The following is a 22,867-nucleotide window of genomic DNA, read 5'->3' as shown; positions in this document are numbered from 1 at the left end:
AGATGACCGCGCTACGGGCGAACCGGCGCGGCGGCCCGGAACAGCTGGTGATCGAGCGGGCGCCCGTGCCGGTGGCGGGCGCCGACGAAGCCTTGGTGGCCGTGCACGCCGCCGCCATCACCTTCGACGAGCTGACGTGGGAGGAGACGTGGACCCGCGACGGGGTCAGCCGGACCCCCGTCATCCCGTCCCACGAGGTCTCCGGCGTGGTATCCGCGGTGGCCGACGGCGTCACGGATTTCGTGCCCGGCGACGAGGTCTATGGCCTGATCGATTTCGACCGCGACGGCGCGGCCGCCGATTTCGTCGCCGTACCCGCGGCCGATCTGGCCGCCAAACCGTCGACGGTCTCCCACGTCGTCGCCGCCGCGCTGCCGCTGGCCGGCCTGACCGCGTGGCAGGCTCTGGTCGACCATTGCGCGGTGCAGCCCGGAGAGTCCGTGCTGGTGCACGGGGGCGCCGGCGGAGTGGGCCTGTTGACCGTTCAGCTGGCCGCCCTGCGCGGGGCGCGCGTCACCGCGACCGTGCGCAGCGACACCGCTAACCTCCTGCGCGGCTGCGGCGCGCAGCGGGTGATCGACACGCGCACGGAGGCATTCGACGAAACGGGCGCCGCCTACGACGTCGTCGTCGACACCGTCGGCGGCCAGACGCTGGAGCGGTCATACGCCGTGCTGCGCCGCGGCGGGCGGCGTTCGAAAGCCGCGAGCACGGCGGCCGCGCCGGCAAGACGGTCCTCGTCGTGCGCGACTGAGGGCCGCGCTAGGACGCCGGGAAGTTGACGTCCTTGGTGACGGCTTCCCATTCGTCGATCGATGCCGACAACGCGGCGATCTTGTCCCGCATGGCCTTGAGCACGTCGCGGCCCAACAGCAGCCGCAGCGGCGGGTCATCGAGCTTGGCCACCATCAGCACCGCCTCGGCCACCTTGCGCGGGTCGCCGGGCAGGTGATCGGCGAACTGCTTGATCAGGTCCTTGCGCGCCGCCACGTCGGCGTAATCGGTTATCGGAGACTCGGATTCCTTCATCGACCTCGTCGCCCAATCGGTGCGGAACGCGCCCGGTTCGACGGCGGTCACCTTGATGCCCAGGGGGCGGACCTCGGTGGCGAGCGCCTCGGTGAGCGCCTCCAGCGCGAACTTGGTCGACGAATAGTAGGCATTGGGCGGGTTGGCCACCAGGCCGGTCATCGAGGAGATGTTGATGATGTGGCCCGATCCGCGGGCGCGCATCGCCGGCAGCACCGCCTTGATCATGTCGACGGCGCCGAAGTAGTTCACGTCGAACAGCTTTCGGACCTCGGCGTCCTCGCCCTCTTCCACCGCGGACAGGTAGCCGTGTCCGGCGTTGTTGACCAGGACATCGATTCCGCCGAAGGCCTCGTCGGCCGCCGCCACCGCGGCCGCGACCTGTGCGGTGTCGGTCACGTCGAGCGCGACCGCCAGCGCCCGGTCGCCGAACTCGTCGGCGAGGTCCTGCACGGCCTCGGCCCGTCGCGCCGTCACCACCACGCTGTGGCCGGCTTCCAGGGCCGCGCGGGCGATCTCGCGTCCGAAGCCGGTGGAGCATCCCGTGATCAGCCAGCGGGCCATCTAGCTTGTTCCTTCCGGTAGGCGGCGCAGATAGGCCGTGCGGCGCTCGGCGAGCTGGGCGGCCCGCTGCCGCGGGCTCACCCGCACCAGGTGCGGCACCTCGGCGTCGAGCTGGTCCAGCTTGACGACACGGCCCCGCGCGCCGAGGTCTTCGCGGGGACCATTCTCGCCGAACTCCGCCATGCGCAGGGTCAGGATGGCCTCGCGCAGGCCGTCGGAGTCGATCCAGTTGGCCACGCCGGGGTCGACGGGGGAGATCACGTAGGTGTAGGTGCCGTCCTCGTTCGGGACCGACTGCGCCTTGTTGAGGCTGCCGGTGCGGTCGACGAGTTCGAGCGTGGTGCCCCAGATGTTGCTGAGCGGGACGGTGAAGTATTCGGCGCCACCGTCATTCAGGTCGACGACGAACGCCTCGTCGGGGGCGAGATCGAAGCGGCCCATCACATACACCTGGTTGCGCATGGCCCCGACCTTGTCGGCCGACCAGGCCAGGTTGAAATGGTTGGCCGGCATCTTGTACACGCCGTGGCTGAGCTTGCCGGTGAAGTTCGCGAAGTAGTCCATCATCGCGGCGGTGGCCTCGGCCTGCTCATCAAGGGTGCGTGGCGGCGTCACCGCGGGGCCGCCAAGCCGTTGCACCTCAAGGTGATTGGGGTCGTCGCGGCCCCAGTCCAGCAGCACGTCGCGAATGTAGAACTCGTGGGCCGCCGGGGATGTCCGCACGTGATTGGGCCGACCGTTGGCGGGTTCGGAGTCGACGACGATGGTGAAGCTGCCGTCGGAGTCGACCCGCATGGTGCGGCCGTTGAGCACGTCGACGGTGCCCATGTTCGCATCCCAGAGGGTGAAGTAGTTCTCGGTCATCCGGTGTTCGCCGACCCGGCCGTGGATCTCGTAGCGCTCGTCTCCGGAGATGGGGATCACCCGGTACACGCTGTCGGGATTGTCGATGCCCCAACGCGATCCGGGAATCCGGCGGCCGTCCACCGGGTGCGCCAGCCGGGTGATGCAACTGACCTTCGGTCGCAGCTTGTCCTGGTTGGACGACCACATCGCCGCCGAGAACATCACTTCGGCGAACGCGTCGTCGAAGCGTTCGCGCATCGCGTCGGACGCCCTGGCCCGGCCCAGCCAGGTCTCCGCCACGCTGCGGTACGCGGCCTTGACGGTGGGGTGCTCGATCAGGTCGAGCGCCGCCAGTTCCTGTTCGTGCTGGGACGCCGTCGCGACCGGGTCATCAGGCATGTGCTGTTCCTCCGATGAATTGCGCAAAATGCTTGTTGTACAACGTGAATCGCTCGTCGACCTGCTCGGGCCGCAGGCCGTAGTTCTCCAGACCGTAGGGCGGGCGCGCCGCCTCGCGCGGACGCTCACGCAGCCAGCGGCGCATGGCGTCCTCGGCCTCGGCGGTCAGCGGCAGCCCGATCGCGTCGTAGACGCGGGCCACCTGCCCGATCGGGTCGGCCACCGCCTCGTCGAACCCGATGTCGGTGACGCGAACACCGTCGTCGGACCAGCCGTCGCGGGTCGCCATCGCCCGGTCGTTGGTCCAGCCCATCCGCGCCAACCATTGCGCGCCGACCCGGTGCACATCCACGGCGTCGGCGTGCATCGCGTGCAGGGTGGCGTTCAAGCCGGCCCCCGACGCAATCGTGGTGCGCGGGTCGCGGTGCATGTGCACGACGTGCAGATCGGGGAACTGCGCGCGCAGCAGGCCCAAATACCCCAGGTGCGCCGGCGATTTGAGCACCCAGCGCTGACCGACCAGCCCGCGCCGGCGTTTCTGCCATTGCAGGAACTGCAGCATGCGGTGCAGGTGGGCGTAGGCGGGGGAGAAGTCCTGGTCGTCGAGCCAGGTCCGGTAGCGGGGCAGGTGCGCGCCCGACTCGGGGACGTGCGACAGGAAGGCGTCCGCCAGAAAGACGATCTCCTCCTCGGCCTCGGTGGCGTACATCGGGTGGATGGAGAACAGTTCGGGCGCCAGTTCGCGCGATTTCGCTTCTCGCGCTTGGGCGATGGCGATGCGCGGATCCACCCCGGCGAACTGATGGTTCAGTCGCGGCGCGACCTCGACGACCTCCCACCCGTACGCGCAGACGAAGCGCGGGTCGGCCGCCAGCAGGCGCTGCAACAGCGTGGTCCCGCTGCGCATCATCCCGACGACCACGATCGGCGCGGCCACCCGCTCGTCGAGAATCTCCGGATGGCGGCGGATCCACTCCTGGGTGCGCAGTCGCATCCGCAGGCTGTGCACGATGCCCGACCGCAGGATGTGGGCGCCGATCGCATTGAGGTCGGCCCGCGCATAATCGCGCAGCAGGACGGTCAGCGGCTCTTCGAATTCGCCCGGACCCCAGTCGGTGAGCCCTTCCTTGCGTTGCGCGTCGGCCAGGACGGCGGCCGGCTCGAAGACGCTGGGGGATGCCACGACGCTCAGAACTTCAGGTGCCGGCTGACGTCGCCGACCTGGTCGACGAACATGGTGCGGCTGTCGAAACACCAGGCGCCGTCCACCCGGTGAAAGGTGTCCTTGTAGTGCCCGGTCACGATGACCTGCAGCGGCAGGTCGGGGGTGGCCTGCGTGACGCAGTAGTAGGACGTGCTGGTCGCGGTGCCCTGCGCCTCGTCGATGTACAGCTGCACGTTGGCGGTGTGGTGTTTGGTCTTCGGGGTGCCGTCTTCGTAGATGCGCGTGGCCATCTCGTACATCTCGCGGACCCTCGCCGAACCCGCGAACACCGTCTCCGGCGGGCCGTCCTCCACGCCGCAGATGCGGCCGTGCTCGAACAGCCGGGCCACCCCGTCCAGGTCGCCGCCGTCGAGCAGCTGCGCATAGGTGTAGATGAGGTTGGTGATCTCGGTGGCGCTGTCACTCATGTCGAACCGCCTCGGGAAAGTCCGTCCGCTGTGCTTCCGCGACCAATGTTGGCAGAACCGGTCCAACTTACATAGAACCGACGATTACTCTTAGTCGCCGTGACCTTACCGTGGACGCCGAGCCGGCTCGGCAACCTGACCGGCAAGCGCGTGATCGTGACCGGGGCGACCAACGGGGTGGGGCTGGGCACCTCGCGCGCGCTCGCCCACGCCGGCGCGCACGTGATCCTCGCGGTGCGCAACACCGACCTCGGCGCGCAGCGAGCGGCTGAAATCGGCGGCTCGACCTCCGTGGTCAGGCTCGACCTCGCCGACCTGTCGTCGGTGCGGGCGTTCCCCGACCTGATCGACGGGCCGGTCGACATCCTGATCAACAACGCCGGCGCCCTCACCGACCGCCGCACCGACACGGTCGACGGATTCGAGATGACGCTGGGCACCAATTTGCTCGGGCCGTTCGCCCTGACCAACCTGCTGATGCCCAGGGTGCTTTCGCAGATCATCAACGTCGGCTCCGACGCGCACCGGTCGGCGACGCTGCACCTCGACGACCTGCACCTGCGCCGGCACAAATGGACGAGGCTGGGCGCCTACGCGCAGTCCAAGCTCGCGGTCATGCTGTGGGGGCTCGAGCTGGACCGCAGGCTGCGCGCGGCCGGGTCGCCGCTCGTCACCCACCTCACCCACCCCGGCTGGGTGGCGTCGAACCTGTCCAACGTGGGCGACGCGCCGCTGATGTCGCTGGCCCACAAGGCGGTCAAAGTGGTGGCCGACCGGTTGGCCAACGACATCGACGAGGGCGCGGCGCCCACGCTGTACTGCATCAGCGAGCCCGTCCCGCCGGGCAGCTACGTCGGGGTCAGCGGCCGGTTCGGGCTGCGCGGCGGCCCGGTGCTCATCGGCCGGACGCCGCTGGCATGCGACTACGACACGGCCGCGCGGCTGGTGGCCTTCGCCGAGCGCGAGACCGGCACCACACTGGAGGTCTGACCATGGGTGAATTCGACAACATGACCGCCGTCGTGACCGGCGCCGCGCGCGGACAGGGCCGCAGCCACGCCGTCGCGCTGGCCGCCCACGGCGCCGACATCATCGCCGTCGACATCTGCGCCGACCTCGAGGCGATTCCCTACGCCCTGGCCACCGAAGCCGAGCTGGCCGAAACCGTCCAGCTGGTCCGATCCGCGGGCCGCAAGGCGGTTCCGGTGATCGCCGACGTCCGCGACCTCGCGGGCCTGCAGGCCGGGGTGCGGGCGGGCATCGACGAACTCGGCGATGTCGACGTCGTCGTCGCCAACGCCGGGGTGGTGGCGATCGGCGTCACCGAGCCCGACGCCGAACCGGTGTTCAACACGATCGTCGACACCAACCTCAAGGGTGTGTGGCACACGATGCTGGCGACGGTTCCCTCGATGGTGCGCAAGGGCCGGGGCGGCTCGGTGGTGCTGGTCAGTTCGTCGCAGGGCCTCACCGGGCGCGGCGGTGACGGCAGCGCCGCGATGTTCGCCTACGCCGCGTCCAAGCACGGTGTGGTGGGTTTGATGCGCTCGGCGGCGAATGCCTATGCGCCACACAAGATTCGGGTTAATTCGATCCACCCGAGTGGCGTCGCCACGCCGATGATACTCAACGATTTCGTCGTGAACCGGATGCTGGAGAACCCCAACCCGGCCCTGTCGCAGACCCTGCTACCCGAGGTGCCGCTGGTGGAGGCGCAAGACGTCACCGAGGCGGTGCTGTGGCTGGCCGGACCGCGGTCGCGCTACGTGACGGGCGTCGCCATCCCGGTGGACGCCGGCCACGTCGTCATGTGAGCGGCGGGCTGCCGTCTAGCCCCGGACGACCTTGCCGGCCTTGATGCAGGACGTGCAGACGTTGAGGCGCTGCTTGTTGCCGCCCGGACGGGCGACGTGCACGGTCTGGACGTTGGGGTCCCACCGGCGGCTGGTGCGGCGGTGGGAGTGCGACACCGACTTGCCGAAGCCGGGGCCTTTCCCGCAGATCTCGCACACAGCGGCCATTGTTCAAGCTCCTCAAATCTCGGGGGTCCGGCTCGGCGGTCTGACACGTGGCCGGGACAGTCCGGGTTCACCCGGGCCCCACTGAGGATACCGATTGTCGTGGCAACCACCAAAACGGTGACCCCCGCTGTCGCCCCCTCTGGCTAGGCTCAATGGGCCGGTTCGGCCCGCCGGCGGTGGTGGTCACCGACAGCCGTCGCGCGTGTCGCCGGGCTACGCTGGCGCCCACCGGGTGCCGGTCGCTGGAGGCACCGAAGGGCGCGGAGGAGGTGGGTACCCCTGGCCACGTCGTGGACATCGCAGGATCGTCTGCTGGACGCGATGACCCTGCGGGACTGGGCGCACACGGCCGTCAGCGACCTGATCACCCACATCGACGAGGTCAACCGGCTCAACGTCTTCCCCGTCGCCGACTCCGACACCGGCGCCAACATGCTGTTCACCATGCGTTCGGCCCTGGCGGAGCTGAACGCGCAGGGCGGCTCGGCCTGCGTCGCCCGGGCCGCGGCGGCGCTGTCGGCCGGAGCGCTGAACGGCGCCCGCGGCAACTCCGGGGTGATCTTGTCGCAGATCCTGCGCGGCGTCGCGGACGTCACCGCGATCGCCGCAACCGACGCCGGCGGCGACCTGCCCCACGTCGACGTTGCCGTGCTGGGCGCCGCGCTGCAGCGCGGCGTGGAGCTGGTCATCACCTCGATGGGGGGCGAGGAGGTCCCCGGGACCATCGTGTCGGTGCTGCGGGCCGCCGCCACCGCCGTCCAGCAATGCGCCCGGGCCGGCGACGGGCTCGCGCCGGCGGTCATCGCCGCCGGCGACGCGGCGGTGGTCGCCCTGGAGAAGACCCCCGAGCAGCTCGATGTGCTCGCCGACGCCGGAGCCGTGGACGCCGGCGGGCGGGGCCTGCTGGTCCTGCTGGACGCGCTGCGGACCACCGTCACGGGACAGGCGCCGCCGCGCACGGTGTACGAGCCCTCGCCGCGCGAGCAGCAAACGGAATCCTCCGCGCCGCGCCCGGCGCCCCAGTTCGAGGTGATGTACCGGCTGGACGGTTGCGAGCCCGCGGCGGCCGACGCGCTGCGGGACCGGTTGGCGGAGCTGGGCGATTCGGTGGGCATCGCCTCCGCGCCGTCGTCGGCGCGGCGCACGTATTCCGTGCATGTGCACACCGACGACGCCGGCGCCGCCGTCGAGGCGGGTTTGGCGGCCGGACAACTCAGCCGCATCGTCATCTCGGCCCTGAGCTCGGGCGCCCCCGGGTTGCCCGCGGGCGGCTGGACCCGGGAACGGGCGGTGCTGGCCGTCGTCGACGGCGACGGCGCCGCCGAGCTGTTCGCCGGGGAGGGCGCCTGCGTGCTGCAACGCGACACCGCCGCGCACGACGCTGTCACCAACATCAGCGCGCACCAGCTGATGCGGGCGGTCGTCGACACCGGCGCCGCGCAGGTGATGGTGCTGCCGAACGGCTATGTGGCGGCCGAGGAGTTGGTCGCCGGCTGCACGGCGGCCATCGGCTGGGGGATCGACGTGGTGCCGATCCCGTCCGGGTCAATGGTCCAGGGGCTGGCCGCGCTGGCCGTGCACGAAAACGACAGGCAGGCCGTCGACGACGGCTACACCATGGCCCGCGCGGCCGGCGCGGCACGGCACGGATCGGTGCGCATCGCCACCGAGAGCGCGTTGACCTGGGCGGGCCGCTGTCATCCGGGCGACGGCCTGGGCATCGCGGGCGACGAGGTGCTGATCGTGGCCGCCGATGCGGTCGGGGCGGCGATCGGCCTGCTCGATCTCCTGCTGGCCTCCGGCGGCGACCTGGTGACCGTGCTGCTGGGCGCCGGCATCGAGACCGATGGGGACGTCGGCGCCGTCGGCGACATCCTGGAAGAGCACATGCACGACCACCACCCGGGGACCGAACTCGTCACCTACCGCACCGGCCATCACGGTGACGCGCTGCTGATCGGGGTCGAGTAGCGATGGTGTCGTTGCGCGACCGGCTGGACTACGCCGTCGGCGGGAAGGTCGTGGGGCTCCTCGACGAGGTGTTCGGCATCCGCACCGTCGACGACCTGTTGCGCCACTACCCCCGCAGCTACACCGAGGGCGCCAGCCGGTGGGACGCCGACGACGAACGGCCGCCGGCCGGTGAACACGTCACCATCATCGACACGATCACCGACACCGAGACGTTTCCGATGAAGAAGAACCCGAAGAAAATGTGTCACCGGATCACCCTCGGCTCCGGGCGCAGCAGGGTGACCGCCACGTTCTTCAACGCGAACTACATCAAAAAGGACCTCACCACGGGCACCAAGGTGATGCTCTCCGGCGAGGTCGGGTTCTTCAGGAACGTCATGCAGCTCACCCACCCCGCGTTTCTGCTCCTCGACGCGCCGGACGGGAAGAACCGCGGCACCGTCTCCCTCAAGAGCATCGCCAACGCCTCGCACGCCACCACCGGCGAAGACATCGCGGACGCTTACCAACGCCACTTCTTCCCGATCTATGCGGCCAGCGCCAAGCTGCAGAGCTGGACCATCTTCTCCACCGTGCGCCAGGTGCTCGACGTGCTCGACCCGGTGCCCGATCCGCTACCGGAGGACCTGCGCGCGAAATTCGGTCTGGTCTCCGAAGATCAGGCGTTGCGCGACATCCACCTCGCCGAAAGCGAGCCCCGGCGGCAGCGAGCCCGCGAGCGGCTGACCTTCGACGAGGCCGTCGGGCTGCAGTGGGCGCTGGTGGCCCGCCGCCACGGCGAGCTCTCGGAATCCGGGCCCCCGGCCCCACCCCGCCCGGATGGTTTGGCCGCGGAACTGTTGGGGCGGTTGCCTTTCGAGCTGACCGCGGGGCAGCGTGAAGTGCTGGGCGTGCTGTCCGACGGGCTCGCGTCGAATCGCCCGCTGAACCGCCTGCTGCAGGGGGAGGTGGGCTCGGGCAAGACGATCGTGTCGGTGCTGGCGATGCTGCAGATGGTGGACGCCGGCTATCAGTGCGCACTGCTGGCGCCAACGGAAGTGCTTGCCGCGCAACATCTTCGATCGATCCGCGACGTGCTCGGCCCGCTGGCGATGGCGGGCCAGCTGGGCGGGGCCGATCGGGCAACCCGGGTGGCGCTGCTCAGCGGTTCCATGACCGCCGCGCAGAAGAAAGAGATCCGGGCCGAGATCTCCGGCGGCGAGGTCGGCATCGTCGTCGGCACCCACGCGCTACTGCAGGACGCGGTGGAGTTCGACAACCTGGGCATGGTGGTGGTCGACGAGCAGCACCGCTTCGGCGTCGAGCAGCGAGATCAGTTGCGGGCCAAGGCCCGTCCCGGGGTGACCCCGCACCTGCTGGTGATGACGGCGACGCCGATCCCGCGCACCGTCGCGCTCACCGTGTACGGGGACCTGGAAACGTCGACGCTGCGCGAACTTCCGCGCGGACGCCAGCCGATCACCAGCAACGTCATCTTCGTCAAGGACAAACCCACCTGGCTCGGCCGCGCCTGGCAGCGCATCGGCGAAGAGGTCGCCGCCGGCCGGCAGGCCTACGTGGTGGCGCCCCGCATCGACGAGGACGACGATCCGGGCGCGCAGGAGCACAGCGCCAGGGCGCCGGAGACCGCCGAAGGTCTTTACGCCCGACTGCGTTCCGGTGAGCTGGCGAACCTGCGGCTGGGGCTGATGCACGGGCGGCTGTCCGCCGACGAAAAGGACGCGGCGATGGCGGCCTTCCGCGCCGGCGAGGTCGACGTGCTGGTGTGCACCACCGTCATCGAGGTCGGCGTCGACGTCCCCAACGCCACGGTGATGCTGGTGATGGACGCCGACCGGTTCGGGATCAGCCAGTTGCACCAGCTGCGCGGCCGGATCGGCCGTGGCCAGCATCCGAGCCTGTGCCTGTTCGCCAGTTGGGCCTCGCCGGACTCGTCGGCCGGGCGGCGGCTGCGCGCGGTGGCCGGGACACTGGACGGCTTCGCCCTCGCCGACCTGGATCTCAAGGAGCGACGCGAGGGAGATGTGTTGGGCCGCAACCAGTCCGGCAGGGCGATCACGCTGCGACTGCTGTCCTTGGCGGACCACCTGGAGTACATCGAGGCGGCCCGGGACTTCGCCATCCAGGCCTACGCCGAGGATGCCTCCGATCCCGGATTAGCCTTGCTGGCCGCACGATTCACCGACACCGATCGCATCGAATACCTGGACAAGAGTTGACCGCGACCGCCGGCCACGATGCAGAGCGAAGCGATGAGGAGCGGCGCTGGTGAACCGCAAGGTGCTGTTGTGGCTCGCCGCGGCGGCGGCGCTGGCGGTGGTGGTGGCCTACCAGACAGTCGGGTCCTCGGCGGCCCGGCACTCCGCCGAATACGCTGCGCGCGCGGATGTTCCGACCGTGCTGCCCGGCGCCGACGTGCTCGCGGGCATTGCGGTGGTGCCGGTGCGGCTGCACCGCTACGACTACCTGCGGGCGGCGTTCGGCGACGCCTGGGACGACGACAACGACGCCCCGTTGGGGCACAACGGGTGCGACACCCGCGACGACATCCTCAACCGCGATCTCGTCGACAAGACGTACGTGTCGATCAAGCGGTGCCCGGACGCCGTGGCCACCGGCACGCTGCACGACCCGTACACCAACAAGACGATCACCTTCCGGCGCGGCCCCAAGGTCGGCGAATCGGTGCAGATCGACCACCTCGTCCCGCTCGCGTACGCCTGGGACATGGGCGCCTACAACTGGCCGGCGCCCGAGCGGCTGCGCTTCGCCAACGATCCGGCCAACCTGCTGGCCGTCGACGGGGCGGCCAACCAGGACAAGGGCGATGCGCCGCCGGGGCAGTGGATGCCGCCGAACGCCGCATTCGCCTGCCAGTACGCCATGCAATTCATCGCCGTGCTGCGCGGCTATGCGCTGCCGGTGGATCAGGCGTCGACCGGTGTCCTGCGCCAGGCCGCGGCGACCTGCCCCGCGGGGTAGGGCCCGTTACGAGCCCTCGTAGGTGTCCGGGTCCGGGCGCAGCCGGGTGCCGTCGTTGAGCCCGTTGATCGCATCCATGTGCTCGGCGGCCAACTCGAAGTCGAACACGTCCAGGTTGGTGGCGATGTGCTCGGCGTTGGCCGACCGGAAGACGACCGCGTTGCCCAGCTGCAGATTCCACCGCAGCAGCACCTGCGAGGCGGACTTGCCGTATTCGCCGGCGACCGAGTTCACGGTCGGGTTGTCGATCAACTTGCCCAGCGCCAGCGGCGTGTAGGACTGGGTGGCCACGTTGTGCTCGGCGTTGGTCTTGCGCAGCGCTTCCTGGTTGAGCAGCGGGTGCAGCTCGATCTGGTTGACCGCCGGGGTGACGAACGTGAGGTCGATGACCGTCGTCAGGTGCTCCTCGGTGAAGTTGGAGACACCGATCGAGCGGGCCTGGCCCTCCCCGCGGGACTGGATCATGCCGCCGAAGGAGTTCACATACGTGCCCAGCGACGGGGCCGGCCAGTGGATCAGGTACAGGTCGACGTAGTCCAGCCCGAGCCGCTCCAGACTGGCGTTGCAGGCGTCCATCGCCCCCTTGAAACCCTGGTCGGGGGTGGCCAGCTTGGTGGTCACGAACAGCTCGGCGCGCGGAATCCCGGAGGCGGCGATGGCGCGCCCGACGGCGGCTTCGTTGCCGTACGCCGCGGCGGTGTCGATCAGCCGGCAGCCGACTTCCAGCGCCGCCGACACCGCGCGTTCGGTTTCGTCGTCCGACAATTCCGCGACGCCCAGGCCCAGGGCCGGCATCGTGTTTTCGTCGTTGAGAGCAATCGAGGGGATGGCGGAGCCCGACTCGCCAGTCAATTCGTTCACCTGCCTGTGAAATTGAAGGTTCGAGATTGTGCACCGAGCCGGGTTCGAAATCGAACACGTCGAAAATTGCCCGCAATCCGTGAAGGCTTTACCGACTTGGGGATCACGATATTACCGAGTCAGTAAATGCAACCTAATCAACACCTGGGCAGGTGTCCATCCGCGCGCCTCGGCACCGCGTGTGCCACCACGTACAGTGAGTCGCGCGGCACACGGGAGTTCGGGCCGCTCGTCCGGCCTTCCGCTCGATGTGGCGGGCGGCGGGGGTGGAATAACCTTCGTCCTCGAGGGGTACCGCGTTGTCCAAAGGGGGTTGCCCATGACCAAGCCGCTGTCGGCTGCGCCCGACGTTCACTCCGGAGCGCAACGCGCATCGGTGCCCCTGGCCAATCGCATCCAGGGCGCCGTCACCGGCGTCGGGGTCAAGGTCATCCCGTGGATCCCGACCGCGGTGCGGAGAGGGCTGGTCCGCGGCCGATCGGTGATCATCGACGGCAACACCCTCGACCCGACGTTGCAGCTGATGTTGTCGGGCCTGCGCGCCGTCGGCATCGACGGGCTCGTGGTCGACGACGACGCGGAGGCGTCCCGCGCCCTGATGCACGAGTCGACGGTGGGGTTCCCCGGCCCGCAGATCCACGTCGACGTCGACGAGTTGTCACTGCCCGGCCCGGCCGGTGACATCGGGGCGCGGCATTACCGTCCGGCCGGCGGGGCGGCGGCACCGCTGCTGGTCTTCTACCACGGCGGCGGCTGGTCGATCGGCGACCTCGACACCCACGACACCCTGTGCAGGCTGACCTGCCGTGACGCCGGCGTCCACGTGTTGTCGATCGACTATCGGCTGGCTCCCGAGCACCCGGCGCCGGCCGCGATCGAGGACGCCTACGCGGCGTTCACGTGGGCGTACGAGCACGCCGGCGAGCTGGGCGCCACCCCCGGACGAGTCGCGGTCGGCGGCGACAGCGCTGGCGGCAACCTCGCCGCCGTCGTCAGCCAACTGGCGCGCGACGAGGGCGGCCCCGCGCCGGTGTTGCAGTGGCTGATTTATCCGCGGACCGACTTCACCGCCAAGACCCGGTCGCTGAGCCTTTTCTCGCGCGGCTTCCTGCTGACCAAACGGGACATCGACTGGTTCGAATCCCAGTACCTGCGGCGGTCGGATCTGGACCGGACGGATCCGCGCGTGTCACCGGCGCTGGCCGAATCGCTGGCCGGGCTGGCCCCCGCGCTGATCGCGGTCGCGGGGTTCGACCCGCTGCGCGACGAAGGCGAGAGCTACGCCGAGGCGCTGCGTGCCGCGGGAACCGCGGTCGACCTGCGTTACCTGGGCTCGCTGACCCATGGCTTCGCCAATCTGTTCCAGCTGGGCGGCGACAGCATGGTCGCGACCACCGAGTTGATCTCGGCCCTGCGCGCACACCTGAGCCGGGTCTGAGTGGTTGCGGCGCCGGCGCCGGTAATCTAGAGGCGCCTTGTCCGATCGCTTTGTCAGCAGACCGAAAACTCGAGTACCGAAAGATCAGGGAACCTGTGGCCGACAAACCCAAACGCCCCCCACGATTCGACATGAAGTCGGCCTCCGGCGGTAAGTCCAGCCGACTCGTCCAGATCGGCGGTACCGCGTTCGTCGTGATCTTCGCGGTCGTCCTCGTCTTCTACATCGTGACGTCGAACCACAAGAAGCCCGCCACCACCGGCGCGGGCGACACCGTGCGGGTGACGTCGAGCAAGCTGGTCACCCAGCCCGGCAGCAGCAACCCCAAGGCCGTGGTCACGTTCTACGAGGACTTCCTGTGCCCGGCCTGCGGTAACTTCGAGCGCACCTTCGGGCCGACGGTGTCGCGGCTCATCGACGTCGGGGCCATCGCGGCCGACTACTCCATGGTGTCGATCCTGGACAGCTCGCGGAACCACAACTATTCGTCGCGCGCGGCCAACGCGGCCCGCTGCGTCGCCGACGAATCCCTCGACGCTTTCCGCCGTTTCCATACGGCGCTGTTCACCACCGACATTCAGCCCAGCGAAACCGGCAAGAGTTTCCCCGACAACGCGCGATTGATCGAACTCGCCCGTGAGGCCGGCGCGGCGGGCAAGGTGCCGGACTGCATCAACAGCGGCAAGTACCTGGACAAGGTCACCGGCGAAGCGGCGGCCGCGCAGATCAAAGCCACGCCGACGATCAAGATCAACGGCGAGGACTACGACCCGTCGACACCCGACGCGCTGGTCAACAAGATCAAAGAGATCGTGGGCAACATCCCGGGCCTCGACGGCGCGGTCGCGCCGGCCGCCATGTGACCGGGGCGGTGTCGACGGAATCGGCCGATCCCGGCGGCGAGCTGATCCCGGCCCGGGTGCCGGCGCTCAGCGCCTGGTGGCTGCTGATCGCCGGGGTGATCGGCTTGGTGGCGTCGATGACGCTGACGGTCGAAAAGATCGACATCCTGCTCGACCCGTCGTATGTGCCGTCGTGCAACATCAACCCGATCCTGTCGTGCGGCTCGGTGATGATGACGCCGCAGGCCTCGCTGCTGGGGTTCCCCAATCCGTTGCTCGGCCTGGTGGCCTTCACCGTGGTGATCGTCACCGGGCTGTTGGCGTTGACGAAAGTTGCTCTGCCCCAATGGTATTGGCTGGGGCTGACGGCCGGGGTGCTGATCGGTGTGGTGTTCGTGCACTGGCTGATCTTCCAGAGCCTGTATCGCATCGGGGCGTTGTGCCCGTACTGCATGGTGGTGTGGGTCATCACCATGTCGCTGCTGGTGGTGGTCGCCTCGATCGCGTATCGCCCCGCGCTGCAGGCCCGCCCGTCCGGCCCGGCCTGGGTGGTCCACCAATGGCGATGGTCGATCGCCGCGCTGTGGTTCACCGCGGTGTTTCTGCTGTGCATGGCGCGGTTCTGGGACTATTGGTCGACGCTGCTGTAGGTGTTTGGACGTGACCCGGATCATCGGCGGCGTGGCCGGGGGCCGGCGCATCGCGGTCCCGCCGCGGGGCACCCGGCCCACCACCGACCGGGTCCGCGAGTCGCTGTTCAACATCCTGACCGCGCGCCGCGAGCTGAGCGGCCTTGCGGTGCTGGACCTGTACGCGGGTTCGGGCGCCCTGGGTTTGGAGGCGCTCTCCCGGGGCGCCGCCACCGCGCTCTTCGTGGAGTCCGACCCGCGCACCGCCTCCGTCATCGCGCGCAACATCGACACCGTGGGGCTGCCGGGCGCGACGCTGCGCCGCGGCGCGGTGGCGGCCGTGCTGGCGGCCGGGACCGCGTCTCCCGTCGACCTCGTCCTCGCCGACCCGCCCTACGACGTCGGGGCCGCCGAGGTCGAGGCCGTACTGGCGGCGCTGAGCGCGCACGGGTGGGTGCGCGAGGGCGCCGTCGCGGTCGTCGAGCGCGCGGCCGGCGGCGCGCCGCTGCGCTGGCCGGCCGGCTGGTCGGTGTGGCCGCAACGTGTTTACGGCGACACCCGTTTGGAGCTGGCCGAGCGGCCGTGAGGAGGCGTGTACCGTCATCCGCTATGAGCGGCGCGGTTTGCCCGGGCTCGTTTGACCCGGTGACGTTGGGCCACATCGACGTCTTCGAGCGCGCGTCGGCTCAATTCGACGAGGTGGTGGTGGCGATCCTGACCAATCCCGCCAAGAAGGGCATGTTCGACCTCGACGAGCGGATCGCGATGATCAACGAATCGACGACGCACCTGCCCAATCTGCGGGTGGAGGCCGGGCAGGGCCTGGTCGTCGACTTCGTCCGGTCGCGGGGGATGACCGCCATCGTGAAGGGGTTGCGCACCGGCACCGACTTCGAATACGAGCTGCAGATGGCGCAGATGAACAAGCACGTTGCCGGCGTCGACACCTTTTTCGTCGCGACCGCGCCGCGGTATTCGTTCGTGTCGTCGTCGTTGGCCAAGGAGGTCGCCATGCTCGGTGGCGACGTGTCGGAGCTGCTGCCCGAGGCGGTCAACCGTCGCCTGCGCGAAAAGCGTTCCGGCCGGTCCTGAGCGCCGCCGCCTGCCGCCGAAAACGTTGGGCGGCAAGGTCGTTGACAATGCGCCGATGGTTTGGAGTAGCCGCCCGCTGCGCGGGTACCCGATGGCTCCGAGCGCGTAACGCCACGCCCATTCGGCCGGAAAAGATCACATACGCCAACGCGGAACGTATGTTGAAGATCTGATCGGAAGAAGAGGGGGGTTCGCGCGGTCGCCGACGTCGATAGGAGAACGGCAGCCATGACGGTAGAGAACCTGTTCGACGTTCCCGAGGCCGCGACCGATCTGATCGCCCTGCTCGCCGACGAGGGAGTCACGCACTTCTTCATCAACCCCGGAACCGATTCCGCCCCGATCCAGGAAGCGCTGGCGGCGGCGCGCGCGACGGGCACACCGAGCCCGCGGGCGGTGCTGTGTGTCCACGAGAGCGTCGCCTTGGCGGCGGCCGTCGGCCACCACATGGCCAGCGGCCGACCGCAGGCGGTCATGGTGCACGTCGATGCCGGGACGCTGAACCTGGGCTGTCAGCTGCACAACGCCCAGCGCAACGGGACCCCGGTGGTGGTGTTCGCCGGGCGCACCCCCTACAATTCGGCGCCGGAGGTCCGCGGCCACCGCGACGCCTACATCCATTGGCAGCAGGAGCAACTCGACCAGCCGGCCGTCGTGCGCAACTACGCCAAATGGCACATGGAGGTGCCGCGCGGCCGCGAGCTGGCCCCGATCGTCCGGCGGGCGTTCCAGGTCGCCCAGTCCAGCCCGTCCGGACCCGCCTACGTCATGCTGCCGCGAGAAGCCTTGATGGAGCCCGGCAGCCGAGCGTTGCCGCGACGGCTGGCGCCGGCCATACCGCCCGGCCCGGACCCGGGCGCGCTGGGCCGGTTGGCCGGGATCCTGGTCGCCGGGCAGCGGGTCGTGATCGTCACGTCCAGGACCGCCGCGGAACCCGGGGCCGCGACCGTGCTGGCCCGCATCGCCGAGTTGCTCGGCGCGCCGGTGATCGATCAGGGCGACCGCGCCAACCTGCCGCTCGGGCACCCCCTGCACGCGGTGGGCGACGCGGCCCCGCTGGAGACGGCCGACACCGTGTTGCTGCTGGACTGCGAGGTGCCCTGGGTGCCCGCGCAGCTGGCCCCGCCCGCGGACGCCCGCGTGGTGCAGATCGACGCGGACCCGGTCAAGGCCAGCATGCCGTTGTGGTCCTACCCGGTCGAGATCGCGCTGACCGCCGACACCCGGGTGGCGCTGCTGCTGCTCGAGCAGACCCTGCTGAGGCTGGCCACCGACGAGCTGCGCGAGAAGTGGGGCGCGCGGCGGCAGGCGGCCGAATCCGATGTGGCGCAACGCCGCCGGGAGGCGATTCGCCGGGCCGCATCCGATCGCCCGGCGGACGCACCCGACGCGATGCTGGCCGCGCTGGGAGCCGCGCTGCCGGAGAACGCCGTGGTGGTCCAGGAGGCGGTGACCAACCGCCCCGCCGTGGCCCGACAGGTGCAACGGCCGCCGGGGCAGTTCTTCGACACGGGCGCACCGGCATTGGGCTGGGCGCTCGGCGGGGCGTTCGGGGTCAAACTGGCCAGGCCACTGGCGCCCGTCGTCGCGATCTGCGGTGACGGTTCGTTCAACTTCGGGGTGCCCACCGCCGCGTTGTGGTCGGCGCATCGCCACGGCGCGCCCTTCGTGACTGTCGTCCTGAACAACCACTCGTACCTGGCCTCCAAGCTGCCCGTGATGGAGCTGTACCGGCACGGAACATCGGTGCGGGAGAACGACTTTCCCGAGACCCGGCTCACGCCGGACACCGACTATGCCGCCCTGGCGCGCGCGTGCGGGGGCAGCGGGCGCAGCGTGGCGACGCAGGCGGAGATGCGTGAGGCCGTCGGATGGGCGCTCGCCGAGACCGACCAGGGCCGGTGCGCGGTGCTGGACGTGCAGTTGCCGCAACCCTGAAGCGGATCAGTGCCGATGCCCGGATTCCTCGGCGTCGGGGGACCCGCCCATCATGCGCAGCATTGGCAGGCCCCCGGAGGTGATGAACCGGACGACGAGGATGACCGCGAGCGCGCCGAAGGCAATGTTGAGGAAGGTCGTGTAGTTCCACGAGATCGACGCCTCCAGCACGGTCGCGTTGCGCTGTGCCGGAATGAGATGGGTTGTGCCGAAGATCAATTCGACCAGGTATCCGGCGACGACCATCGCCGCGTAGAAGGTGCCCAGCAAGGTCAGCATCATCCTGGTGCCGTAGTACTTGCGGTAGATGTTCAGGATCGGAAGGATCAACAGGTCGGCATAGATGAACGCGATGACGCCGCCGAAGCTGATGCCCCCGTTCCACAACACCGCGGCCAGCGGGACATTGCCGATCGAGCACACAAAAGACACGATCGCCACGACGGGCCCCACGATGGGACCCCACAGCGCCGACCAGACCGGATGATCCACCAAAAAGAAGCTCTGCCAAAATGTTTCGGGAACCCACGCCGCGACGGCACCCGCGATCAGCAAGCCCAGAACAAGGTCACGCAGGATCGCCAGCCACTCCATCACGAACACGTGCGAGACCGAGGTGAAGCCGTCGGCGGAAAACAGCCGCCGCCAAAAGGAACCGTCCCCTTTGATCGACATGTCCATGGCGGCATGGCCTTCCATCGACCCGGCGATTCCCCGCTCGGCCTGCTCGCGGGCGGCGTCGACGAGTCGCGAACGCACGAACAGCCGGAACAGGACCGCGAGCACCACGATCATCAACGGGCCGCCGACGAATTCGGCGGCGGTGAACTGCCAGCCCATCAGCAGCGCCAGGATGATGCCCAACTCCACCACCAGGTTTGTCGAACCGATCTCGAACGCCATCGCGGCGGTGAAGTCGGCGCCCTTGCGGAACAGCGATCGCGCCAAGGCCACCGCGGCATACGAGCACGAGGACGAGGCCGCCCCCAGCCCGGCGGAGACCGCGAGGGTGCGCGGGCGGTCGTCACCCATCAGGGCCACGATCGTCGAGCGCCGCACGACGGCCTGCACCACCGCCGAGAGGCCGAAGCCCACGATCAGTGCCCACAGGATTTCCCACGTCATCGAACCCGCGAGCGTCAGGGCGTGCCCGACCGCCGAGAGCACCGTCATCGCTGAAACCTCCTGCGGTGAGCCGCTGGCGCGAGGTGAGCCTGTTCCGACGCATCGGACTATACCCCCTGGGGGTATTAGGGAGCAGGGTCCGCGGGTGGGGCGGCTCGCGGCCACCTAGAATCGCTGGCAAATAGCCGAGTCCGGGCGCGTCGACGCAAAACCCACACCCGGGCAAACGCTTCAGCGGCGGGGCCCGGCGACGAATATGGACGAACCATCTCGCGCGGCCGTCGCCGCCGCGAAAACAGCGTGAACGGGCGCTTTCGCATGAAACTCACTCACCATGCCCCCACCGGGGCCGCCGCGCCAGGGCGTTTAGGGCGCCGCGAACGGGCAAATACCCGACACACCGGCGTCGCCACCGCTGTCACAGAGACAACACCAGGCACACTGGTAACAACAGGAGTTTTGCAGACGCCAGGAGGGTACGGCCGTGTATCGAGTGTTTGAAGCGCTGGATGAATTGAGCGCCATTGTCGAAGAAGCCCGCGGCGTCCCGATGACGGCCGGCTGCGTGGTTCCCCGCGGCGATGTGCTGGAGCTGATCGACGACATCAAGGACGCCATTCCGGGCGAGCTGGACGACGCCCAGGACGTGCTGGACGCGCGCGATTCCATGCTGCAGGACGCCAAGACGCATTCCGAGTCCATGGTCGACTCGGCGACCACCGAGTCGGAGTCGATGCTCAACCACGCCCGCGCGGAGGCCGACCGGCTGCTGTCCGACGCGAAGGCGCAGGCCGACCGGATGGTGAGCGAAGCCCGCCAGCACAGCGAACGCATGGTCGGCGAGGCCCGCGAGGAGTCGATGCGCATCGCCACCGCGGCCAAACGCGACTACGAGGCCAGCGTCGGCCGCGCCCAGGCCGAGGCCGACCGGCTGCTCGAAAACGGCAACATCTCCTACGAGAAGGCCGTGCAAGAGGGCATCAAAGAACAGCAGCGCCTGGTCTCGCAGAACAGCGTGGTCGAGGCGGCCAACGCCGAGGCCACCCGGCTCATCGACTCGGCGCACGCCGAGGCCGACCGGCTGCGGGGCGAATGCGACATCTACGTCGACAACAAGCTCGCCGAGTTCGAGGAATTCCTCAACGGCACCCTTCGGTCGGTGGGGCGCGGCCGCCACCAACTGCGGACGGCGGCCGGGACGCACGACTACGCGGTGCGCTAGCGTCCCCGGCCCGTTCACCCGGCGGGCGCGCCCTGGAATTGTGCGGCCGGCGCCGTAGGATTTCGGATATGACGCGCCGGCACAGCACATCATCGACTCGCGGCGGTGCGCCACGGCTGTCTGGGCCGATGACGTTCGACATCACCCGGCTCGGGCGTCGGCCCGGGGCGATGGTGACCCTGCGGGACACCGTGCCCAGCCCGGCGCGCATCGGGCTGGACATGATCGCGATCGAGGCCGGCGCGCCCCTGGAACTGGACCTGCACGTTCAGTCGGTGTCCGAGGGCGTCCTGGTGACCGGGACGGTGACCGCGCCCACCGCCGGCGAATGCGCGCGCTGCCTGACCCCGCTCGACGGCCAGGTGCAGGTCCGGTTGACCGAACTGTTCGCCTACCCGGACAGCACCACCGAGGCGACCACCGAGGAAGACGAGGTCGGCCACATCATCGACGACACCATCGACCTCGAGCAGTCCATCGTCGACGCGGTGGGGCTGGAACTTCCGTTCTCGCCCGTGTGCACGCCGGATTGCCCGGGGCTGTGCCCCGAATGCGGGGTGGCGTTGTCCGCCGAGCCCGACCATCAGCACGACAGCATCGACCCGCGGTGGGCCAAGCTGGCGGGCATGTTCACCCCCGAGTCGGACGAATCGCGGGGCGAGCGGTGAGCTCACGGCAGGCTCTGCTCGACGCCCTCGGGGTTGAGCTGCCCGACGAACTGCTGTCCTTGGCGCTGACGCACCGCAGCTACGCCTACGAACACGGCGGGCTGCCGACCAACGAGCGGCTGGAGTTTCTCGGCGACGCTGTGCTGGGCCTGACCATCACCGACGAGCTCTACCACCGCCATCCCGACCGCAGCGAGGGCGACCTGGCCAAGCTGCGGGCCAGCGTCGTCAACACCCAGGCGCTGGCCGATGTCGGGCGAAAGCTGTGCGAGGGGGGCCTCGGGGTGCACCTGCTGTTGGGGCGCGGGGAGGCGAACACCGGCGGCGCGGACAAGTCGAGCATCCTGGCCGACGGCATGGAATCGCTGCTGGGCGCGATCTACCTCGAGCATGGGATCGGCGTGGCGCGCGAAGTGATCCTGCGGTTGTTCGGCCCGCTGCTGGACGCCGCGCCGACGCTGGGGGCCGGGCTGGACTGGAAGACCAGCCTGCAGGAGCTGACCGCTGCCCGCAGCATGGGCGCGCCGTCCTACGTCGTCACCTCCACCGGCCCGGACCACGACAAGGAATTCACCGCCGTGGTCGTGGTGGCGGACACCGAATACGGCTCCGGCGTCGGCCGCTCCAAGAAGGAAGCCGAGCAGAAGGCGGCCGCGGCGACCTGGAAGGCGCTGGAAGCGCTGGACACCGTTCCCGGCAGCTGAATCGATGCCCGAACTGCCCGAAGTCGAGGTGGTGCGCCGCGGCCTGCACTCCCATGTGGTGGGTAAGACGATCTCGGCCGTCCGGGTGCACCACCCGCGTGCGGTGCGCCGCCACGAGGCGGGGCCCGCGGACCTCACCGCCCGGCTGCTGAATGACCGGATCACCGGCACCGACCGGCGCGGCAAGTACCTGTGGCTGCTGCTCGACAGCGACGCGGCGCTCGTCGTGCACCTCGGCATGAGCGGGCAGATGCTGCTCGGCACGGTGCCGCGCGCCGACCACGTGCGGATCTCCGCGCTGCTCGACGACGGGACCGTGCTGAGCTTCGCCGACCAGCGCACCTTCGGCGGGTGGATGCTCGCCGATCTGGTCGAGGTGGACGGCAGCGTGGTCCCCGAACCCGTCGCGCACCTGGCGCGCGACCCGCTGGACCCGCGGTTCGACGCCGACGCGGTCGTAAAAGTCTTGCGGCGCAAGCACTCCGAGATCAAGCGCCAGCTGCTCGATCAGCAGGTGGTGTCGGGCATCGGCAACATCTACGCCGACGAGGCGCTGTGGCGGGCCAAAGTGCACGGGGCGCGGATCGCCGACACGCTGACCCGCAAGCAGCTGACCGCCGTGCTGGACGCGGCCGCCGACGTGATGCGTGATGCGCTGGCCAAGGGCGGAACCTCGTTTGATTCGCTGTACGTCAACGTCAACGGCGAATCCGGATACTTCGACCGCTCACTGGACGCCTACGGCCGCGAAGGCGAGAGCTGCCGCCGCTGCGGCGCCGTGATGCGCCGGGAGAAATTCATGAACCGCTCGTCGTTCTCGTGCCCGAAATGTCAACCGCGCCCGCGTGTTTGAGTGAGGGCCCAGGAATCTTCCGCGAGAGTGCAACTAGCGACGCCTCTT

General features: G+C 69.4%; 22 protein-coding genes and 1 pseudogene. 16 read left to right on the top strand and 7 right to left on the bottom strand.

What is annotated here, in order from left to right; translation table 11 throughout:
- Positions 1-2 precede the first annotated feature (2 nt).
- A pseudogene (locus tag JF781_RS19975) lies at positions 3-737 on the top strand (NADP-dependent oxidoreductase); the annotation flags it as partial.
- A gap of 25 nt (positions 738-762) precedes the next feature.
- On the opposite strand, the gene JF781_RS19970 reads toward JF781_RS19975, so the two are convergent.
- The 4 genes from JF781_RS19970 to JF781_RS19955 are packed head-to-tail and all read right to left on the bottom strand — an operon-like array spanning position 763 to position 4,470.
- A complete protein-coding gene (locus JF781_RS19970; RefSeq protein ID WP_225329107.1) occupies positions 763-1,593 on the bottom strand; it encodes an oxidoreductase in 831 nt (276 codons plus the stop codon).
- Positions 1,594-2,838 carry a hypothetical protein gene (locus tag JF781_RS19965; protein ID WP_225329106.1) on the bottom strand — a complete coding sequence of 415 codons (1,245 nt, stop codon included), beginning with the start codon at positions 2,836-2,838 and terminating at the stop codon, positions 1,594-1,596.
- Positions 2,831-4,021 carry a sulfotransferase gene (locus JF781_RS19960; protein ID WP_225329105.1) on the bottom strand — a complete coding sequence of 397 codons (1,191 nt, stop codon included), beginning with the start codon at positions 4,019-4,021 and terminating at the stop codon, positions 2,831-2,833. The genes JF781_RS19965 and JF781_RS19960 overlap by 8 nt, the downstream gene beginning before the upstream one ends.
- 5 nt (positions 4,022-4,026) lie before the next feature.
- Positions 4,027-4,470 (bottom strand): nuclear transport factor 2 family protein, encoded by a 444-nt coding sequence (locus JF781_RS19955; protein WP_225329104.1) that lies wholly within the window; start codon positions 4,468-4,470, stop codon positions 4,027-4,029.
- Positions 4,471-4,569: 99 nt separating this feature from the next.
- Between JF781_RS19955 and JF781_RS19950 the strand changes: the two genes are divergently transcribed.
- Together JF781_RS19950 and JF781_RS19945 are read left to right on the top strand one after the other, a co-directional pair.
- Positions 4,570-5,460 (top strand): SDR family NAD(P)-dependent oxidoreductase, encoded by an 891-nt coding sequence (locus JF781_RS19950; RefSeq protein WP_225329103.1) that lies wholly within the window; start codon positions 4,570-4,572, stop codon positions 5,458-5,460.
- A gap of 2 nt (positions 5,461-5,462) precedes the next feature.
- On the top strand, positions 5,463-6,284 hold the full coding sequence (locus JF781_RS19945; protein WP_225329102.1) for a mycofactocin-coupled SDR family oxidoreductase: 822 nt from the start codon (positions 5,463-5,465) through the stop codon (positions 6,282-6,284).
- A 15-nt stretch (positions 6,285-6,299) separates the two neighbouring features.
- On the opposite strand, the gene rpmB is transcribed toward JF781_RS19945, so the two are convergent.
- A complete protein-coding gene (gene rpmB, locus JF781_RS19940) occupies positions 6,300-6,491 on the bottom strand; it encodes a 50S ribosomal protein L28 (RefSeq protein ID WP_225329101.1) in 192 nt (63 codons plus the stop codon).
- Between the two features lie 321 nt (positions 6,492-6,812).
- On the opposite strand from rpmB, the gene JF781_RS19935 reads away from it, so the two are divergent.
- From JF781_RS19935 to JF781_RS19925, 3 genes are read left to right on the top strand one after another with little or no spacing between them, the layout of a single operon-like run.
- A complete protein-coding gene (locus tag JF781_RS19935; protein ID WP_225329100.1) occupies positions 6,813-8,462 on the top strand; it encodes a DAK2 domain-containing protein in 1,650 nt (549 codons plus the stop codon).
- A 2-nt stretch (positions 8,463-8,464) separates the two neighbouring features.
- Positions 8,465-10,684, top strand: coding sequence for an ATP-dependent DNA helicase RecG (gene recG / locus JF781_RS19930; protein WP_225329099.1), 2,220 nt, complete (start codon positions 8,465-8,467; stop codon positions 10,682-10,684).
- Between the two features lie 49 nt (positions 10,685-10,733).
- Positions 10,734-11,447: an HNH endonuclease family protein gene (locus JF781_RS19925; RefSeq protein WP_225329098.1), complete on the top strand. Its 714-nt coding sequence runs from the start codon at positions 10,734-10,736 to the stop codon at positions 11,445-11,447.
- Between the two features lie 6 nt (positions 11,448-11,453).
- On the opposite strand, the gene JF781_RS19920 is transcribed toward JF781_RS19925, so the two are convergent.
- A complete protein-coding gene (locus JF781_RS19920; protein WP_225329097.1) occupies positions 11,454-12,299 on the bottom strand; it encodes an aldo/keto reductase in 846 nt (281 codons plus the stop codon).
- 328 nt (positions 12,300-12,627) lie between these two features.
- Here JF781_RS19920 and JF781_RS19910 point away from each other — a divergent pair, with 328 nt between their 5' ends.
- From JF781_RS19910 to JF781_RS19885, 6 genes are all read left to right on the top strand, one after another.
- The gene (locus JF781_RS19910) at positions 12,628-13,746 is read left to right on the top strand and encodes an alpha/beta hydrolase (RefSeq protein WP_225329096.1); all 1,119 of its coding nucleotides are present in this window, start codon (positions 12,628-12,630) and stop codon (positions 13,744-13,746) included.
- A gap of 95 nt (positions 13,747-13,841) precedes the next feature.
- Positions 13,842-14,609 carry a DsbA family protein gene (locus JF781_RS19905; protein ID WP_225329095.1) on the top strand — a complete coding sequence of 256 codons (768 nt, stop codon included), beginning with the start codon at positions 13,842-13,844 and terminating at the stop codon, positions 14,607-14,609.
- Positions 14,606-15,238 (top strand): vitamin K epoxide reductase family protein, encoded by a 633-nt coding sequence (locus tag JF781_RS19900; RefSeq protein ID WP_225329094.1) that lies wholly within the window; start codon positions 14,606-14,608, stop codon positions 15,236-15,238. Before JF781_RS19905 ends, JF781_RS19900 begins: the two co-directional genes overlap by 4 nt.
- Positions 15,239-15,248: 10 nt before the next feature.
- Positions 15,249-15,803, top strand: coding sequence for a 16S rRNA (guanine(966)-N(2))-methyltransferase RsmD (gene rsmD / locus JF781_RS19895; RefSeq protein WP_225329093.1), 555 nt, complete (start codon positions 15,249-15,251; stop codon positions 15,801-15,803).
- A 23-nt stretch (positions 15,804-15,826) separates the two neighbouring features.
- Positions 15,827-16,309 (top strand): pantetheine-phosphate adenylyltransferase, encoded by a 483-nt coding sequence (gene coaD / locus JF781_RS19890; RefSeq protein WP_064936260.1) that lies wholly within the window; start codon positions 15,827-15,829, stop codon positions 16,307-16,309.
- A 228-nt stretch (positions 16,310-16,537) separates the two neighbouring features.
- Entirely contained in the window at positions 16,538-18,247 is a 1,710-nt protein-coding gene (locus tag JF781_RS19885) for a thiamine pyrophosphate-requiring protein (RefSeq protein WP_225329092.1), read from the top strand.
- 6 nt (positions 18,248-18,253) lie between these two features.
- On the opposite strand, the gene JF781_RS19880 is transcribed toward JF781_RS19885, so the two are convergent.
- On the bottom strand, positions 18,254-19,420 hold the full coding sequence (locus tag JF781_RS19880) for a permease (protein WP_225329091.1): 1,167 nt from the start codon (positions 19,418-19,420) through the stop codon (positions 18,254-18,256).
- A gap of 436 nt (positions 19,421-19,856) precedes the next feature.
- Between JF781_RS19880 and sepIVA the strand changes: the two genes are divergently transcribed.
- From sepIVA to mutM, 4 genes are all read left to right on the top strand, one after another.
- Positions 19,857-20,594 (top strand): cell division protein SepIVA, encoded by a 738-nt coding sequence (gene sepIVA, locus JF781_RS19875; protein ID WP_067168872.1) that lies wholly within the window; start codon positions 19,857-19,859, stop codon positions 20,592-20,594.
- 68 nt (positions 20,595-20,662) lie between these two features.
- Positions 20,663-21,262 carry a DUF177 domain-containing protein gene (locus JF781_RS19870; RefSeq protein ID WP_225329090.1) on the top strand — a complete coding sequence of 200 codons (600 nt, stop codon included), beginning with the start codon at positions 20,663-20,665 and terminating at the stop codon, positions 21,260-21,262.
- On the top strand, positions 21,259-21,966 hold the full coding sequence (gene rnc, locus JF781_RS19865; RefSeq protein ID WP_008258944.1) for a ribonuclease III: 708 nt from the start codon (positions 21,259-21,261) through the stop codon (positions 21,964-21,966). The genes JF781_RS19870 and rnc overlap by 4 nt, the downstream gene beginning before the upstream one ends.
- Positions 21,967-21,970: 4 nt before the next feature.
- Positions 21,971-22,819: a DNA-formamidopyrimidine glycosylase gene (gene mutM, locus JF781_RS19860; RefSeq protein ID WP_225329089.1), complete on the top strand. Its 849-nt coding sequence runs from the start codon at positions 21,971-21,973 to the stop codon at positions 22,817-22,819.
- Positions 22,820-22,867: the final 48 nt, after the last annotated feature.

Source organism: Mycobacterium sp. WUMAC-067 (genome assembly GCF_020217485.1).
Classification (GTDB): Bacteria; Actinomycetota; Actinomycetes; order Mycobacteriales; family Mycobacteriaceae; genus Mycobacterium.
Note: the sequence above shows the minus strand (reverse complement) of the source record. Positions and strands in the feature narration are given on the sequence as shown.

What these genes read in the sequence shown, in the direction of transcription:
- JF781_RS19970 (WP_225329107.1), bottom strand. Translation starts at nt 1,593, where the DNA reads ATGGCCCGCTGGCTGATCACGGGATGCTCCACCGGCTTCGGACGCGAG.
- JF781_RS19965 (WP_225329106.1), bottom strand. Translation starts at nt 2,838, where the DNA reads ATGCCTGATGACCCGGTCGCGACGGCGTCCCAGCACGAACAGGAACTG.
- JF781_RS19955 (WP_225329104.1), bottom strand. Translation starts at nt 4,470, where the DNA reads ATGAGTGACAGCGCCACCGAGATCACCAACCTCATCTACACCTATGCG.
- JF781_RS19945 (WP_225329102.1), top strand. Translation starts at nt 5,463, where the DNA reads ATGGGTGAATTCGACAACATGACCGCCGTCGTGACCGGCGCCGCGCGC.
- rpmB (WP_225329101.1), bottom strand. Translation starts at nt 6,491, where the DNA reads ATGGCCGCTGTGTGCGAGATCTGCGGGAAAGGCCCCGGCTTCGGCAAG.
- JF781_RS19935 (WP_225329100.1), top strand. Translation starts at nt 6,813, where the DNA reads ATGACCCTGCGGGACTGGGCGCACACGGCCGTCAGCGACCTGATCACC.
- recG (WP_225329099.1), top strand. Translation starts at nt 8,465, where the DNA reads ATGGTGTCGTTGCGCGACCGGCTGGACTACGCCGTCGGCGGGAAGGTC.
- JF781_RS19910 (WP_225329096.1), top strand. Translation starts at nt 12,628, where the DNA reads ATGACCAAGCCGCTGTCGGCTGCGCCCGACGTTCACTCCGGAGCGCAA.
- coaD (WP_064936260.1), top strand. Translation starts at nt 15,827, where the DNA reads ATGAGCGGCGCGGTTTGCCCGGGCTCGTTTGACCCGGTGACGTTGGGC.
- JF781_RS19885 (WP_225329092.1), top strand. Translation starts at nt 16,538, where the DNA reads ATGACGGTAGAGAACCTGTTCGACGTTCCCGAGGCCGCGACCGATCTG.
- JF781_RS19880 (WP_225329091.1), bottom strand. Translation starts at nt 19,420, where the DNA reads ATGACGGTGCTCTCGGCGGTCGGGCACGCCCTGACGCTCGCGGGTTCG.
- JF781_RS19870 (WP_225329090.1), top strand. Translation starts at nt 20,663, where the DNA reads ATGACGCGCCGGCACAGCACATCATCGACTCGCGGCGGTGCGCCACGG.
- mutM (WP_225329089.1), top strand. Translation starts at nt 21,971, where the DNA reads ATGCCCGAACTGCCCGAAGTCGAGGTGGTGCGCCGCGGCCTGCACTCC.